Origin of the sequence: Micromonospora sp. NPDC049559, from assembly GCF_040676675.1 — a bacterium.
GTDB lineage: Bacteria > Actinomycetota > Actinomycetes > Mycobacteriales > Micromonosporaceae > JBFAPK01.
The window spans coordinates 52,280-66,324 of sequence record NZ_JBFAPK010000049.1 but is presented as its reverse complement, the minus strand read 5'-3'; the positions used below and the strand labels follow the sequence as shown (position 1 = coordinate 66,324).

The 14,045-nt window shown below is 71.8% G+C and carries 13 protein-coding genes; 6 read left to right on the top strand and 7 right to left on the bottom strand.

Features of this window, described 5'->3' with window-relative positions; genetic code table 11:
• Positions 1-171: 171 nt before the first annotated feature.
• The 4 genes from AB0J86_RS34815 to AB0J86_RS34800 all read right to left on the bottom strand — a co-directional run bounded on the left by AB0J86_RS34815 (position 172) and on the right by AB0J86_RS34800 (position 3,578).
• A complete protein-coding gene (locus AB0J86_RS34815; RefSeq protein ID WP_363861952.1) occupies positions 172-1,137 on the bottom strand; it encodes an amino acid ABC transporter permease in 966 nt (321 codons plus the stop codon).
• Positions 1,134-1,841 carry an amino acid ABC transporter permease gene (locus AB0J86_RS34810; protein ID WP_363861951.1) on the bottom strand — a complete coding sequence of 236 codons (708 nt, stop codon included), beginning with the start codon at positions 1,839-1,841 and terminating at the stop codon, positions 1,134-1,136. The genes AB0J86_RS34815 and AB0J86_RS34810 overlap by 4 nt, the downstream gene beginning before the upstream one ends.
• 41 nt (positions 1,842-1,882) lie before the next feature.
• On the bottom strand, positions 1,883-2,758 hold the full coding sequence (locus AB0J86_RS34805) for a glutamate ABC transporter substrate-binding protein (protein WP_363861950.1): 876 nt from the start codon (positions 2,756-2,758) through the stop codon (positions 1,883-1,885).
• Between the two features lie 73 nt (positions 2,759-2,831).
• On the bottom strand, positions 2,832-3,578 hold the full coding sequence (locus tag AB0J86_RS34800; protein WP_363861949.1) for an amino acid ABC transporter ATP-binding protein: 747 nt from the start codon (positions 3,576-3,578) through the stop codon (positions 2,832-2,834).
• A gap of 501 nt (positions 3,579-4,079) precedes the next feature.
• On the opposite strand from AB0J86_RS34800, the gene AB0J86_RS34795 reads away from it, so the two are divergent.
• Positions 4,080-4,562 (top strand): hypothetical protein, encoded by a 483-nt coding sequence (locus AB0J86_RS34795; RefSeq protein ID WP_363861948.1) that lies wholly within the window; start codon positions 4,080-4,082, stop codon positions 4,560-4,562.
• A gap of 96 nt (positions 4,563-4,658) precedes the next feature.
• Here AB0J86_RS34795 and AB0J86_RS34790 read toward each other — a convergent pair whose 3' ends face one another.
• Positions 4,659-4,904, bottom strand: coding sequence for a DUF2277 family protein (locus AB0J86_RS34790; protein WP_363861947.1), 246 nt, complete (start codon positions 4,902-4,904; stop codon positions 4,659-4,661).
• A gap of 72 nt (positions 4,905-4,976) precedes the next feature.
• On the opposite strand from AB0J86_RS34790, the gene miaB reads away from it, so the two are divergent.
• Positions 4,977-6,476, top strand: coding sequence for a tRNA (N6-isopentenyl adenosine(37)-C2)-methylthiotransferase MiaB (gene miaB / locus AB0J86_RS34785; RefSeq protein ID WP_363861946.1), 1,500 nt, complete (start codon positions 4,977-4,979; stop codon positions 6,474-6,476).
• A 150-nt stretch (positions 6,477-6,626) separates the two neighbouring features.
• Here miaB and AB0J86_RS34780 read toward each other — a convergent pair whose 3' ends face one another.
• The gene (locus AB0J86_RS34780) at positions 6,627-7,835 is read right to left on the bottom strand and encodes a DUF349 domain-containing protein (RefSeq protein ID WP_363861945.1); all 1,209 of its coding nucleotides are present in this window, start codon (positions 7,833-7,835) and stop codon (positions 6,627-6,629) included.
• A 257-nt stretch (positions 7,836-8,092) separates the two neighbouring features.
• Between AB0J86_RS34780 and AB0J86_RS34775 the strand changes: the two genes are divergently transcribed.
• From AB0J86_RS34775 to dapF, 3 genes are read left to right on the top strand one after another with little or no spacing between them, the layout of a single operon-like run.
• Positions 8,093-8,860 carry a class III extradiol dioxygenase subunit B-like domain-containing protein gene (locus AB0J86_RS34775; protein WP_363861944.1) on the top strand — a complete coding sequence of 256 codons (768 nt, stop codon included), beginning with the start codon at positions 8,093-8,095 and terminating at the stop codon, positions 8,858-8,860.
• Complete coding sequence (miaA, locus tag AB0J86_RS34770) at positions 8,857-9,783, top strand: tRNA (adenosine(37)-N6)-dimethylallyltransferase MiaA (protein ID WP_363861943.1); 927 nt, start codon at positions 8,857-8,859, stop codon at positions 9,781-9,783. Before AB0J86_RS34775 ends, miaA begins: the two co-directional genes overlap by 4 nt.
• A gap of 8 nt (positions 9,784-9,791) precedes the next feature.
• Positions 9,792-10,664, top strand: a complete 873-nt coding sequence (gene dapF, locus AB0J86_RS34765; protein ID WP_363861957.1) for a diaminopimelate epimerase — start codon at positions 9,792-9,794, stop codon at positions 10,662-10,664.
• Positions 10,665-10,770: 106 nt separating this feature from the next.
• Here dapF and AB0J86_RS34760 read toward each other — a convergent pair whose 3' ends face one another.
• Positions 10,771-12,294 (bottom strand): NAD-dependent malic enzyme, encoded by a 1,524-nt coding sequence (locus tag AB0J86_RS34760; protein WP_363861942.1) that lies wholly within the window; start codon positions 12,292-12,294, stop codon positions 10,771-10,773.
• 235 nt (positions 12,295-12,529) lie between these two features.
• On the opposite strand from AB0J86_RS34760, the gene hflX reads away from it, so the two are divergent.
• Positions 12,530-13,981 carry a GTPase HflX gene (gene hflX / locus AB0J86_RS34755; RefSeq protein ID WP_363861941.1) on the top strand — a complete coding sequence of 484 codons (1,452 nt, stop codon included), beginning with the start codon at positions 12,530-12,532 and terminating at the stop codon, positions 13,979-13,981.
• The last annotated feature ends 64 nt before the right edge of the window (positions 13,982-14,045 follow it).

Sequence of the window (14,045 nt, the reverse complement as noted above, 5' to 3'; positions counted from 1 at the left end):
ACCAGCCGTTAGCCCCGGGAGTCGCGCGGTTGGAAGCCGAGCCGTTCGTACAGCCGGTTCGCCGCCTCCCGGGACGGCCGCGCGGTGAGATCGACGGTACGGGCGCCGGCGGCCGTGGCCAGCGCCGGGCACGGTGGGCCCCACCCCAAGCGGGACCAGGAGACCGAAGACTTAGGCCGACGCGCCCTCGGTCTGGGTGGAGAGCGCCGCCGGAGGCGGGGCCTGGGCCGGCGTACCGGCCGTCTTACGCCCACGGGCCAGCCGGTTCTGCACGTACTGGGCCAGCTTCGACAGCGAGTAGTTCACCAGGATGAAGATCGCGCCGATCACCACGTACGTCTGGATCGGGTTGCCCAGCACGCCGATGACCTGCTTGGCGATGTTGAGCGTGTCCTCGTACGAGATGATGAAGCCCAGCGACGTGTCCTTGAGGATCACGACGATCTGGCTGATCAGCGCCGGCAGCATGATGCGGAACGCCTGCGGCAGCAGGATCATCCGGGTGGTCTGCATCGAGGTGAGGCCGATGGCGGCGGCGGCCTCGGCCTGGCCGCCCGGGAGGCCCTCCATGCCGGAGCGGAGGATCTCCGCGATCACCACCATGTTGTAGATGGTGAGCCCGAGCACCAGGTACCAGAGGGAGTCGAGGTAGACGCCGAACTCCGGCAGCCCGCGGGCCACGAAGAACAGCGTGATCACCACGGGGAGGCCCCGGAAGACCTCGACGCAGACCCGGGTCACCGCGGTGAGCAGGGCGCTCAGCCCGCGCAGCAGGTACGACAGGGGGGTGCTCAGGCCGGTGAAGCGGCGCCGGGCCAGGCTCTTGAGCTGGATGCGCAGGACGGCCAGGAGCGTACCGAGCACGAGCGACGAGAGGATCGCCAGGACGGCGGCGACGAGGGTCTGCCGCAGGCCGTAGCCGAGGCGGTCCCAGACCTGGCTGAAGTTCTCGTTGCCGGGGTCGACGAGCGGGCCCCACAGCTCCATGGAGAACTGGCCCTTGTCGTCCAGCGGACGGTAGACCAGGAAGTACGCGGCGAGCAGCACCGCGACGACCGCGACGACGCTGCTGATCCAGGTGATCCGGCGCTGCCGGGGGCCGGGCGCGTCGTAGAGGACGCTCGTCTGCTGGCTCATCGCGACACCGCCCGTCGCTTCTCCAGCCGGTCGAGGAGCGCACCCAGGGGGACGGTCATGATCAGATATCCGATCGAGATGCCGATTGCGACGGGGATGAAGGCGTAGCCCTCGGCCGAGGTGAGCTGGTCGGCGGATTGCGACAGGTCGCCGACCACCCCGAAGAAGCCGACCAGCGCCGAGTTCTTGATCATCGCGATGATGACCGAACCGAGCGGCACGGTGGCGGCCTGCCAGGACTGGGGCAGTACCACGTGGCGGAGGTTCTGCCCGAAGGTGAGGCCCAGCGACCGGGCCGCCTCGGCCTGGCCGGGCGGTACCGCGTTGACACCCGAGCGGAGCGCCTCGCAGACGAAGGCGGCCGTGTAGAGCACGAGCGCGATCAGCGCGAACCGGAAGTACGGCAGGTCCGTGCCGAGCCGCTTGAAGATCGAGTCGAGCCCGGGGATGCGCAGGAAGTCCGCGTTCGAGCCGAGCGCGGGCAGGCCGAAGGCCGCGAAGAACATCACCACGGTCAGCGGCACGTTACGGAAGATCGTCACGTACGCGGTGCCGACCGCGCGCAGGGGCGGTACGGGGGAGATTCTCAGCACCGCCACGACGGCGCCCAGGACCAGGGCGCCGATCGCGGCGAGGACGCAGATCTGGAGGGTGACCAGGAAGCCACCCGCGAACACGTCGAACTTGTCGATGAGCACACTCACGTGTCGGCCTTCCTGCCCACTCTCCAGATCTGGCGGTCGTCTCAGTACCGGTTCACCGTCGGCGCGGCGCCGAGGGTGGCGCCGAACTTGCCGGCGGTGTCGTCCCAGGCCTTCTTCCAGCTACCGTCGGAGAAGCTCTTCTCCAGCGTGTCGTTGATGAAGTTGCGGAAGGCGGTGTCGTCCTTCTTCACGCCGATGCCGTACGGCTCCTTGGTGAAGTTGTCGCCGGCCATCTTGAAGGACGCCTCGTCCTTGGCGATGTAGCCGAGCAGGATGACGTTGTCGGTGGTGACGGCGTCGACCTGCTTGCCCTTGAGCGCGTCGCGGCACTTGTCGTACGTGTCGAAGAGGACCACCTGGCTGGCGACGTCCTTGACGTGCTTCTTGATTTCCTCGGCCGGGGTGGAGCCGGTCACCGAGCAGACCTTCTTGGTGCCGTCGGCGAACGAGTCCGGCCCGGTGATGGAGCTGTCGTCCTTGCGGACCATGATGTTCTGGCCGGCCTCGTAGTACGGGCCCGCGAAGGCGATCCGCTCCTTGCGCTTGTCGTTGATCGTGTACGTGGCCACGACCATGTCGACCTTGTCCTGCTCGATCACGTCCTCGCGGACCTTGGACGGGGCCTCCACCCACTCGATCTTGCTCTCGGGGATGCCCAGGTCCTTGGCGATGATCTTCGCGATCTCCACGTCGAAGCCCTCGGGCTTGCCCGACAGGCCCTTCTGGCCGAAGCCGGGCTGGTCGAACTTCGTACCGACCCGGATCTTCTGGGCCTTGTTGAGCTTCTCCATCGTGCTGCCGGCGGCGAAGGACTTGGCCTCGCCGGCGCCGCCACCGTCGCCGTTGTCGCCGCAGGCCGCCATACCGATCGACAAGGCGGCCACGGCGGCGAGCGCCGCTACGCGCTTGATACGCATTCCTCTTCTCCTTCTTCGACGGAGCCCGCCGGACACGACGCGCTCCACAACGGACGCCTAGTGAGTCAGGCGCCTAGTGCGTCAGGATCTTCGACAGGAAGTCCTTGGCTCGCTCACTGCGTGGGTTGGTGAAGAACTCGTTCGGGGGAGCGTCCTCGACGAGCTGGCCGTCGGCCATGAAGATGACGCGGTTGGCGGCGTGCCGGGCGAAACCCATCTCGTGGGTGACGACGACCATCGTCATCCCGTCCTTGGCGAGCGAGGTCATCACCTCCAGCACCTCGCCGACCATCTCGGGGTCGAGCGCGCTGGTCGGCTCGTCGAAGAGCATCGCCTTCGGCTGCATCGCCAGCGCCCGCGCGATCGCCGCGCGTTGCTGCTGGCCGCCGGAGAGCTGCGCGGGGTACTTGTCGGCCTGGCTGGCGATACCCACCCGGTCGAGCAGCGCCAGCGCGCGCTGCCGGGCGGCCTCGGGCTTCTCCTTGCGTACCTTGATCGGCCCGAGCGTGACGTTCTCCAGGATCGTCTTATGCGCGAAGAGGTTGAACGACTGGAAGACCATCCCGACCTCGCTGCGCAGCCGGGCCAGGCCGCGGCCCTCCGCCGGCAGCGGCTGGCCGTCGAACGTGATCGAACCGGAGTTGATCGGTTCCAGCCGGTTGATGGTGCGGCACAGTGTCGACTTCCCCGAGCCGGACGGGCCGATCACCACGACCACCTCGCCACGGGCCACCGACAGATCGACGTCATGGAGTACGTGCAGCGGGCCGAACCACTTGTTGACCGCTTCGAGCACGATGAGCGGCTCGCCCTCAGTCACCGTCGTCCACCGTCCTTCGCGTGTTGTCGAGGTGGTGTCACCTCGCTGGTGGGGCCACTTTAGGCGGATCGGCATGTCAGAACGAAACTCGGATGGTCACGGAGGGATAACACCGCGGGATGATCCATCGAGCGTCCGGCCGCCTAACGCCCGGTTGCCAACATGGTGACGCTCCGGTGCAATGCGTCCGGTCCGTCAGAGGGTGATCCGGCGCCCGACGCCGGCACCGGCGCCCCGGCGCGGACGGTCGCGGAGTGGACGCTGTCCGGCCGAGTGGACACTGTCCGTCCGTCGGGATGCCGACTCGCGCCGGAGTGGACGCTGTCCGGCGCGCGGGCGCGCCGGTAACCTCCAGCGCGACCGGTGGTATCGCACGGTGGATTTTGGGCAGAAATGGTCACAGACCGGTAACTGTGCCGCGCTACGCGCTGTGTGCCCGTCACTATCGTCAGTGAGCCCCGTTCCGGAGGCCCCACCCTGTGAGCAGAGTGAGGAGGCGGCGTGACCGAGCTGTGGAGTTGGAGAGTCGACGCCCGCGTCGCTCCCGTGGAGATCTATTCGGCGCTCGCCGATGTCCTTGGTTTGCCGGTGATGCCGCTCGGTGCGGCCGACCCGGCCCGTTTCCCCGTCGCCGCGCTCCTCTGTGACGTGTGGCGTCAGCCGGGGAGGTACCCGCTCTCGGTCGACTGCTACGGCCCGCCGACCGGGCTGGCCGAGACGACGGCGGTCGCGGCGTTCGCCCGCCGGCTCGGCGCCTACTGCCTGCTGCCGGACGACACCTTCGACCCGGGACGGCACCTGCTGGTCGGGCCGGACGGCACGACCCGACCGGTACACCTGGACGTGCGCGAGACCGACGACGGGGAGCTGCTCAGCAACCAGCGGCTCTGCACGGTGACCAGCCCGGGCTGCCGCGGCTGGTCACAGTGCCACCAGTCGCGCTGGGCACCGGACTCCGTGGTGCCCGCGCTCGCCGCCGCGTAGCTCGGGGAGCGGACACCGGCCCGGTCGCCAGGACCGGGCCGGTGACGATCGCCGGACCGGGCCCGGCCCGACCGACCGCCGGGCCGCCGGGGACGACTACCGGCCGTCCGGGGCCGGCCGGGCCGCGGGGGCCGGCCCGCCGCGGACCACGAGCTGGTCGAGCAGGGTCCGGGTCGCGTCGGCCACCGCCGCCACCGCCGCGTGGAACGCCTCGGCGTTGTGCGCGGCGGGCGCCCGGAAACCCGAGATCTTGCGTACGTACTGAAGCGCCGCCGCCTCGATGTCCGCCGGGGTGACCTCCTCGGCGTACGGCTCCCGCAGGGTCCGGATGCTCCGGCACATGGGCTCTCTCCTCCTGGCTGGTCCGCTCCGGTCCCGGTCGACGACCGGCCGGCGGATACGCTGTCAACTGTCATGACTACCGCAGCCCCGGGCAGCCCGCGCACCTACCAGGTGCGAACCTACGGCTGCCAGATGAACGTGCACGACTCCGAGCGCATCTCCGGCCTGCTGGAACAGGCCGGCTACCAGCGTGCCACCGACGCCGAGAATCCGGACGTCGTGGTCTTCAACACGTGCGCCGTACGGGAGAACGCCGACAACCGCCTCTACGGCAACCTCGGCCATCTGCGCCCGGTGAAGGACAAACACCCCGGCATGCAGATCGCGGTCGGCGGCTGCCTGGCACAGAAGGACCGGGGCGAGATCGTCAAGCGGGCGCCCTGGGTCGACGTGGTCTTCGGTACGCACAACATCGGCGCGCTGCCGGTGCTGCTGGAGCGGGCCCGGCACAACGCCGCCGCCGAGGTGGAGATCCTCGAATCCCTGGAGGTCTTCCCCTCGACCCTGCCGACCCGGCGCGAGTCGACCTACGCCGGCTGGGTCTCGATCTCGGTGGGCTGCAACAACACCTGCACGTTCTGCATCGTCCCCGCGCTGCGCGGCAAGGAGAAGGACCGCCGCCCCGGCGACATCCTCGCCGAGGTGCGCGCCCTGGTGGCCGAGGGCGTGCTGGAGGTGACCCTGCTCGGGCAGAACGTGAACTCGTACGGCGTCGAGTTCGGTGACCGGCTCGCGTTCGGCAAGCTGCTGCGCGCCACCGGTGAGATCGAGGGGCTGGAGCGGGTCCGCTTCACCAGCCCGCACCCGAAGGACTTCACCGACGACGTGATCGCGGCGATGGCCGAGACCCCGAACGTCTGCCACTCGCTGCACATGCCGTTGCAGTCCGGCTCCGACGACGTGCTGCGGGCGATGCGCCGGTCGTACCGGTCCGACCGGTACCTCGGCATCATCGAGAAGGTACGGGCGGCGATGCCGGACGCGGCGATCACCACCGACATCATCGTCGGGTTCCCGGGCGAGACCGAGGCCGACTTCCAGCGCACGCTCGACGTGGTGCGCGAGGCACGCTTCTCCTCGGCCTTCACGTTCCAGTACTCCAAGCGCCCCGGTACGCCGGCCGCCACCATGCCCGACCAGCTGCCCAAGGAGGTCGTGCAGGAGCGGTACGACCGGCTGATCGCCGCGGTCGAGGAGATCACCTGGGCGGAGAACCGCCGGCTGGTGGGGGAGACGGTCGAGGTGCTGGTCGCCGTCGGCGAGGGACGCAAGGACGAGCGGACCGGCCGGATGTCCGGGCGGGCGCGCGACGGCCGCCTGGTCCACTTCGCCACCGGCGAGCTGGCCGGGCAGATCCGCCCCGGCGACATCGTCCACACCACGGTCACGTACGCCGCGCCGCACCACCTCAACGCCGACGGGGCGCCGGTGGCGCACCGCCGAACCCGGGCCGGGGACGCCGCCGAGGCCGGCCGCAGCCCGCGTACCGCCGGGGTGATGCTGGGACTTCCCGGCGTGGGCGTGCCCGCGGCGCCGCCCGCGTCCGCCGTCTCGGCCTGCGCGGTCGACTGACCCGGCGCTCCGGCCGGCCGTCGCCACGCGGCCGGCAGCGGCGACACCAGGCGGACGCCACCACGCGAAAGGCGCCACGCGAAAGGCGCCACGCGAAACAGGGGCCCGGTCCACCGCCGAGCGGTGGGCCGGGCCCCTGTTCTCGCTAGCTCAGCTGGCCTGCTCGGCGAGCTGGAGGAACTGGCGCTTGGAGGCCAGCGCCTGCTCGGCCTCGCGGATCCGCTTGGCGTCGCCGGCGGCCTGGGCCCGGGCGAGCCGCTGCTCGGCCTCGGCCACCTGGTCGCGCATCTGCGCCAGCAGCGGGTTCGCCGACGGCTCGGTACGCCGCCAGGCCGAGTCCATCGCCTCGCGTACCCGCTCCTCCACCGCGCGCAGCCGGCGGTCGAGCCCGGCCGCGGCCTCGCGGGGAACCCGGCCGGCCTCGTGCCACTGCCCCTGGATCTCCCGCAGCTTGTTCTGGGCGCTGCGCGGATCGCCGTCGACGTCCAGCGCCTCCGCCTCCGCGAGCAGCGCCTGCTTGCGCTCCAGGTTGCCGCGCAGCTCCGAGTCGCGGGCCGAGAAGACCTCGCTGCGCCGGGTGAAGAACGCGTCCTGGGCGGCACGGAACCTCTCCCACAGCCGCTGCTCCGCCTCCTTCGAGGCGCGGGGGGCCGCCTTCCACTGGTTCATCAGGTCCTTGAGCCGGTTAGCGGTGGCCGCCCACTCCGTCGACTCCGCCAGCGACTCGGCCTCGGCGACCAGCTCCTCCTTGGCGGCCTGCGCCTGCTTGCGCTGGGCGTCCAGGGTGGCGAAATGGGCGCCGCGCCGCCGGGTGAAGCCGTCGCGGGCCGCCGCGAACCGCTTCCACAGCTCGCCGTCGGTCTTCTTGTCGACGCCCCGGATGGTCTTCCACTCATCCAGGATCTCCTTGAGCCGATCGCCCGCGGTCTTCCAGCCGGTCGACTCGGCCGCCAGCTTCTCGGCCTCCTCCACCAGGGCCGTCTTGCGGGCCAGCGCCTCGGTACGGGCCGCCTCGCGGGCCGCCCGCGCCTCGCCGGCCTTCTCCTCGGCGAGTGTGGTCAGCCGCTCCAGCCGGGCGGTCAGTCCGTCGATGTCGCCGACCACGTGCGCCTCGGCCAGCGTGCTCCGCAGGCGGCGGATGGTGGCCAGCGAGTGTGACGCGTCGGCCGCCCCCGAGTTGAGTCGCGCCTCGGTCAGATCGACCTCGGTGACCAGGTCCGCGAAGCGGCGGGCGAAGTGGGCCAATCCCTCCTCTGGCGCCCCGGCCTGCCAGGAACCGACCACGCGCTCACCCTCGGCCGTCTTGACGTACACGGTTCCGTCCGCGTCCACCCGACCGAAGGCAGTCCAGTCGCTCATGTGCCCATCCTCGTTCTCCCGGCGCCACCCGGTGAAGTCGTACCGGTGAGCGCCGCCACGGCGCAGTCCATTTCAGTTACAGCGAAGTTTCTCCCGGCATTGTCACAGGTCCCACCCGGTCCGCGTCGAGTGCCTGTCGTCGACCGTGACCATACGGTGTCCTGCCGCCCTTCGTCACCGTCCCCGGGCCCGTCCGGGGCGCCCGCTACCGTGGTGACGTGCCTCTGGTCGCCGCCGCAGTTTGTCCACATCCGCCCATGATCGTCCCGGAGATCGCCGCTGGTGCCGCCGCCGAACTGGCCCCGCTGCGGGCCGCCTGCGACGCGGCGCTGGGCCGGCTGGCCGCGTCCGGCGCCCGCACCCTGATGGTGGTCGGCGGAGACGAGAGTGACCGGCGTTACTCCTTTCCCTTCCGCGGATCCTTCGCGCCCTGGGGCGTACCGGTGGACGTCCACCTCGGCCCGACCGACCCGGCGCTCCACTCCGGTCCGACCGGGCCGGCCGGGCCGGCGCATGACTCCGGTCCGACCGGGCGGGTGGCCGGCGACGAGGAGTTGCCGCTGAGCCTGCTCGTCGGCGCGTGGCTGCTGCGGCGGGCGTTCCGGCCGGCCGGGCCGGTCACCTACCGGATGGAGACGGTCGGCTGGGAGACCGCGCCCGCCGAGTGCGCGACCCGGGGAGCCCGTGCCGGGAGCGGCCAGCCGTGGGCGCTGCTGGTGCTGGGGGACGGGTCGATCTGCCGCGGGGAGAAGTCCCCCGGCTACCACGATCCCGGCGCCGAGCCGTACGACGACGCCGTGGCCGCCGCCCTGCGCGGCGCCGACGCCCAGGCGCTGCTGGACCTCGACCCGGAGGAATCGGCGCGGCTCGGGGTGGCCGGGCGGGCGCCCTGGCAGCTGCTCGCCGGGGCGGTACGGGCGGCCGGCGGCCGGTGGCGCGGCGACCTCTCCTACTACGCGGCGCCCTACGGGGTGGCGTACTTCGTGGCGAACTGGGATCTCCTGGACCGAGAGGCCCGGCCGTGAGCGGGCCCGCCGGTGCCGGCCGGGTGGTCGCCGTGGTCGGGCCGACCGCGGCGGGCAAGTCCGCCCTCAGCATCGCGCTGGCGCACGCGCTGGGCGGGGAGGTGGTCAACGCCGACTCGATGCAGCTCTACCGGGGCCTGGACATCGGTACGGCGAAGCTGACCTCGGCCGAGCGGGAGGGCGTACCGCACCACCTGCTCGACATCTGGGAGGTCACCGAGCCGGCGAGCGTGGCCGAGTACCAGCGGCTGGCCCGGGCGGCGGTCGACGACATCCTCGCCCGGGGGCGGGTACCGCTGCTGGTCGGCGGCTCCGGCCTGTACGTGCGGGCGGTGCTGGAGGAGTTCGAGTTCCCCGGTACCGACCCGGCGCTGCGGGCCCGGCTGGAGGCGGAGCTGGCCGAGGTGGGGCCGGCCCCGCTCTACGCGCGACTGCGCGCCGCCGACCCGGTCGCCGCCACCAAGATCCTGCCGGGCAACGGCCGGCGCATCGTGCGCGCCCTGGAGGTGGTCGAGCTGACCGGGGCGCCCTTCGCCGCCTCGCTGCCCGAGCCACGGCCGTACTACGACTCGGTGCAGCTCGGCGTCGACCTGGCGACGACGGTGCTGGACGAGCGGATCGCCGTACGGGTGGACCGGATGTGGGCGGCCGGGCTGGTCGAGGAGGTCCGGGAGCTGGCGGAGCGGGGACTGCGGCAGGGGCGTACCGCCCGCCGGGCGCTCGGCTACCAGCAGGTGCTGGCGTTCCTCGACGGAACGATGTCGCAGGAGGAGGCGCGCGCCGAGACGGTACGCGCCACCCGGCGGTTCGTCCGCCGGCAGCGCTCCTGGTTCCGCCGGGACCCCCGGATCACCTGGCTCGACGCCGGCGGGACGGAGCTGGTCGAGGGTGCGCTGGGACTGCTCGGGGCGGTTCGGCGATGATGGGAACCGTGGAGTTCATCAAGGGCCACGGCACCGGCAACGACTTCGTGATCCTGCCCGACCCGGACGGGGCGCTGGCGCTGACCCCCGAGGAGGTCGCCGCGCTCTGCGACCGGCGGCGCGGGATCGGCGCCGACGGCGTCCTGCGGGTGGTACGCGCGGCCAAGCACCCCGAGGCGGTCGGCTACGCGGAGCGGGCCGAGTGGTTCATGGACTACTGGAACGCCGACGGCTCGTTCGCGGAGATGTGCGGCAACGGGGTGCGGGTCTTCAGCCGGTACCTGCTCGACTCCGGGCTGGCCGAGCCGGTCGAGGAGGCCCTGCCGGTCGCGACCCGCTCCGGGGTCGTCCGGGTGCTGTCGGGTCCCGCCGTCTCGGGGCGGGCCGTGGTCGCCGAGGGCGAGTTCGCGGTCGACCTGGGCAAGCCGCGGATCACCGGGGCCTCCGCGGCCACGCTCGGCCCGCTGACCCTGCCCGGTACGGCGGTGAACTGCGGAAATCCGCACCTGGTCTGCCCGCTGCCGGCCGGGATCGCGCTGGGCGGCCTGGACCTGCACCGCGCGCCCGGGTTCGACCCGGAGGTCTTCCCGACCGGGGTGAACGTCGAGTTCACCACGGCGGGGGAGCCGGTCGACGGCGCCGACCTGCACGTGCTGATGCGGGTGTACGAGCGCGGCTCGGCCGAGACGCTCTCCTGCGGCTCCGGCACGGTGGCGGTGGCCGCGGTGGCGCTGCGGGACGCCGGGCTGGCCGCCGGGGTGGTCGCGGTCGACGTGCCGGGCGGGCGGCTGACCATCACCCTGGACGGGGAGAGCTGCTGGCTGGCCGGACCGGCCGTGCTGGTCGCCCGGGGCACCGTCGACCTCCCGCTGCCCGCCTGAGACCACATCCCCACCTCCCGCCGATCAAGGAGTCGTGGTGGGCGTTACGCCGCTTTTTGCCCCTTTCGGGGCGACCACAACTCCTTGATCGACGAGGACGGACGGGTCAGTTGGCGAGCGGGTTGGCCGCGGCGGCGGCCGTGGCGGCGATCTCGGGCAGGTCCGCCGGGCCCGGGTCCTTCGCGGGCGGCGGCGCCGGCGTCTGGGCCGCGGCGCGTACCGCGGCGGCCACCGCCGGCGCGACCCGCGCGTCGAAGACGCTGGGAACGATCACCGTCGGGTTGATCTTGTCTTCGCCCACCACGTCCGCGATCGCCCGCGCCGCCGCGATCGCCATCTCCTCGGTGAACTCCTCGGCGTGCGCGTCGAGCATGCCCCGGAACACGCCCGGGAAGGCGAGCACGTTGTTGATCTGGTTCGGCTGGTCGGAGCGGCCCGTGGCGACCACCGCCGCGTACCGGCGGGCCTCCCGCGGGTCCACCTCCGGGTCGGGGTTGGCCAGCGCGAAGACGATGGCGTCCTTGGCCATCGTGGCGATGTCCTCCCCGGTGAGCAGGTTCGGCGCGCTGACGCCGATGAAGACGTCCGCGTCGCGGACCGCCCCGCGCAGGTCGCCGGTGTAGTTGTCGCGGTTGGTGTTCTCGGCCAGCCACTGCCAGGCCGGGTTGAGATCGGTCAGCCCGCGGTGCAGGACGCCCTGCCGGTCGTACGCGATGATGTCGCCGACGCCCTGGCGCAGCAGCAGCTTCATGATCGCCGTACCGGCGGCGCCGGCGCCGGAGACCACCACCCGTACGTCGGCGAGGTTCTTGCCGACGACGCGCAGCGCGTTGGTCAGCGCCGCGAGCACGACGATCGCGGTGCCGTGCTGGTCGTCGTGGAAGACCGGGATGTCGAGCAGCTCGCGCAGCCGGGCCTCGATCTCGAAGCAGCGCGGCGCCGCGATGTCCTCCAGGTTGATCCCGCCGTACGCGGGCGCGATGGCCCGCACGATCGACACGATCTCGTCCGGGTCCTGGGTGTCGAGCACGACCGGCCAGGCGTCCACCCCGCCGAAGCGCTTGAAGAGCGCCGCCTTGCCCTCCATCACGGGCAGCGCCGCGGCCGGGCCGAGGTTGCCGAGCCCGAGCACCGCCGAGCCGTCGGTGACCACGGCGACGGTGTTGCGCTTGATGGTGAGCCGGCGGGCGTCGGCCGGGTTCTCCGCGATGGCCAGGCAGACCCGGGCCACGCCCGGGGTGTACGCCCGGGACAGCTCGTCGCGGTTGCGCAGCGCCACCTTCGGCGCCACCTCGATCTTGCCGCCGAGGTGGAGCAGGAACGTACGGTCCGAGACCTTGCGCACGTCGACCCCGTCGAGCGCGGAGAGCGCCTGTACGACCTGGTCGGCGTGGCCGGCGTCGGCCGTGTCGCAGGTGAGGTCGACGATCACCGTGGTCGGGTCGGAGTCGACCACGTCCAGCGCGGTGACGATGGCGCCGGCTTCCCCGACGCAGGTGGTGAGCCGGCCGATTGCGGACGCGTCGGCGGTGATGCCGATACGAATCGTGATCGAGAATCCAGCACTCGGCAGGCGGGTGGTCGCCACGGTGTTCCCTCCGTCGTTGGTGGGGCGGTCGCCGTCTGGCATTCTTACCCGCCGCGATCAGGCGCCTCGCACCGCGTCCCAATCTAGGCCGTGTCCGGCCCTGGCTGTCCGGGGGCGGGTTGTCCGGGGCGGGTTCCGGCGGGCACGGTAGGGTCCCGGGCCGGTTCCGCCGGTCCCGGAGGGCTCGATCGCCGTACGGGGGGTATATAGCGGATGCACTCTGACGTCGGGACGTGTCACGATTGGTCGTCGAGGACCAAACGGACAGGAGACCGGTTTGCGAGATCAGGAGAGCTTCGTTCGCTGGGCGGACGAGGACCTCGATGCCACCACCGGTGAGCTCGAGCTGGAGGATCGGCAGGCGCTACGGCGGGTGGCGGGACTCTCCACCGAACTGACGGACGTCACGGAGGTCGAGTACCGGCAGCTCCGGCTCGAACGGGTCGTCCTGGTCGGGGTCTGGACCGAGGGAACCGTGACGGACGCGGAGAATTCGCTCACCGAGCTGGCCGCGCTCGCCGAGACGGCGGGATCGCAGGTGCTCGAAGGGCTCATCCAGCGGCGTAGCCGGCCGGACCCGGCCACCTACATCGGTCGCGGGAAGGTCGACGATCTCGGCTCCATCGTCCTCGCCTCCGGCGCCGACACGGTGATCTGCGACGGGGAACTCTCCCCGTCCCAGCTGCGCAACCTGGAGCAGCGGACCAAGGTCAAGGTGGTCGACCGCACCGCCCTGATCCTGGACATCTTCGCCCAGCACGCCAAGAGCAAGGAGGGCAAGGCGCAGGTCGAGCTGGCGCAGCTGGAGTACCTGCTGCCGCGCCTGCGCGGTTGGGGCGAGAGCCTGTCCCGCCAGACCGGCGGTAGCGCCCGCGTCGGCGGTGCCGGCGGTGGCGTGGGTCTGCGCGGTCCCGGTGAGACCAAGCTCGAAACCGACCGGCGCCGGATCCGCACCCGGATCGCCCGGCTGCGCCGGGAGATCAAGGGCATGCGCACCGTACGGCAGACCAAGCGCTCCCGTCGCAGCCGTAACGCGATCCCGGCCGTGGCGATCGCCGGCTACACCAACGCCGGCAAGTCCAGCCTGCTCAACCGGCTGACCGGGGCGGGCGTGCTGGTCGAGGACGCGCTCTTCGCGACCCTCGACCCGACCACCCGGCGGACGCAGACCTCCGACGGGCGGGTCTACACCCTCTCCGACACGGTCGGCTTCGTCCGGCACCTGCCGCACCAGATCGTCGAGGCGTTCCGCTCGACCCTGGAGGAGGTCGCCGACGCCGACCTGGTCGTGCACGTGGTCGACGGGTCGCACGCCGACCCGGAGGAGCAGGTGCGCGCGGTCCGCGAGGTGCTGGCCGAGGTCGGCGCCGACCGGCTGCCGGAGCTGCTGGTGATCAACAAGACCGACGCGGCCGACGAGGAGACGCTGCTGCGGCTGAAGCGGACCTGGCCCGACGCGGTCTTCGTCTCGGCCCGGGCCGGTCGCGGCATCGACGACCTGTCCGCCCGGATCGAGCAGCGGCTGCCGAGGCCGGCCGTCGAGGTGCGGGCGGTGCTGCCGTACGACCGGGGTGACCTGGTCGCCCGGGTGCACCGGCGGGGCGAGGTGCTGAGCACCAGCCACACCGGCGAGGGGACGGTCCTGCACGTACGGGTCGACGAGGCGCTCGCCGCCGAACTCGCGCCGTACCGGATCGAGGAAGATCGGCCGGCCGTCCGGCTCGGCTGACCGGTCGTTCCGTTTGTTTTCGCGGTAACCGTCGGGGGCGCCGGTCGCGTGCGACACTGAGCGG

What these genes read in the sequence shown, in the direction of transcription:
- AB0J86_RS34815 (WP_363861952.1), bottom strand. Translation starts at nt 1,137, where the DNA reads ATGAGCCAGCAGACGAGCGTCCTCTACGACGCGCCCGGCCCCCGGCAG.
- AB0J86_RS34805 (WP_363861950.1), bottom strand. Translation starts at nt 2,758, where the DNA reads ATGCGTATCAAGCGCGTAGCGGCGCTCGCCGCCGTGGCCGCCTTGTCG.
- AB0J86_RS34790 (WP_363861947.1), bottom strand. Translation starts at nt 4,904, where the DNA reads ATGTGCCGGAGCATCCGGACCCTGCGGGAGCCGTACGCCGAGGAGGTC.
- miaB (WP_363861946.1), top strand. Translation starts at nt 4,977, where the DNA reads ATGACTACCGCAGCCCCGGGCAGCCCGCGCACCTACCAGGTGCGAACC.
- AB0J86_RS34780 (WP_363861945.1), bottom strand. Translation starts at nt 7,835, where the DNA reads ATGAGCGACTGGACTGCCTTCGGTCGGGTGGACGCGGACGGAACCGTG.
- AB0J86_RS34775 (WP_363861944.1), top strand. Translation starts at nt 8,093, where the DNA reads ATGATCGTCCCGGAGATCGCCGCTGGTGCCGCCGCCGAACTGGCCCCG.
- AB0J86_RS34760 (WP_363861942.1), bottom strand. Translation starts at nt 12,294, where the DNA reads ATGCCAGACGGCGACCGCCCCACCAACGACGGAGGGAACACCGTGGCG.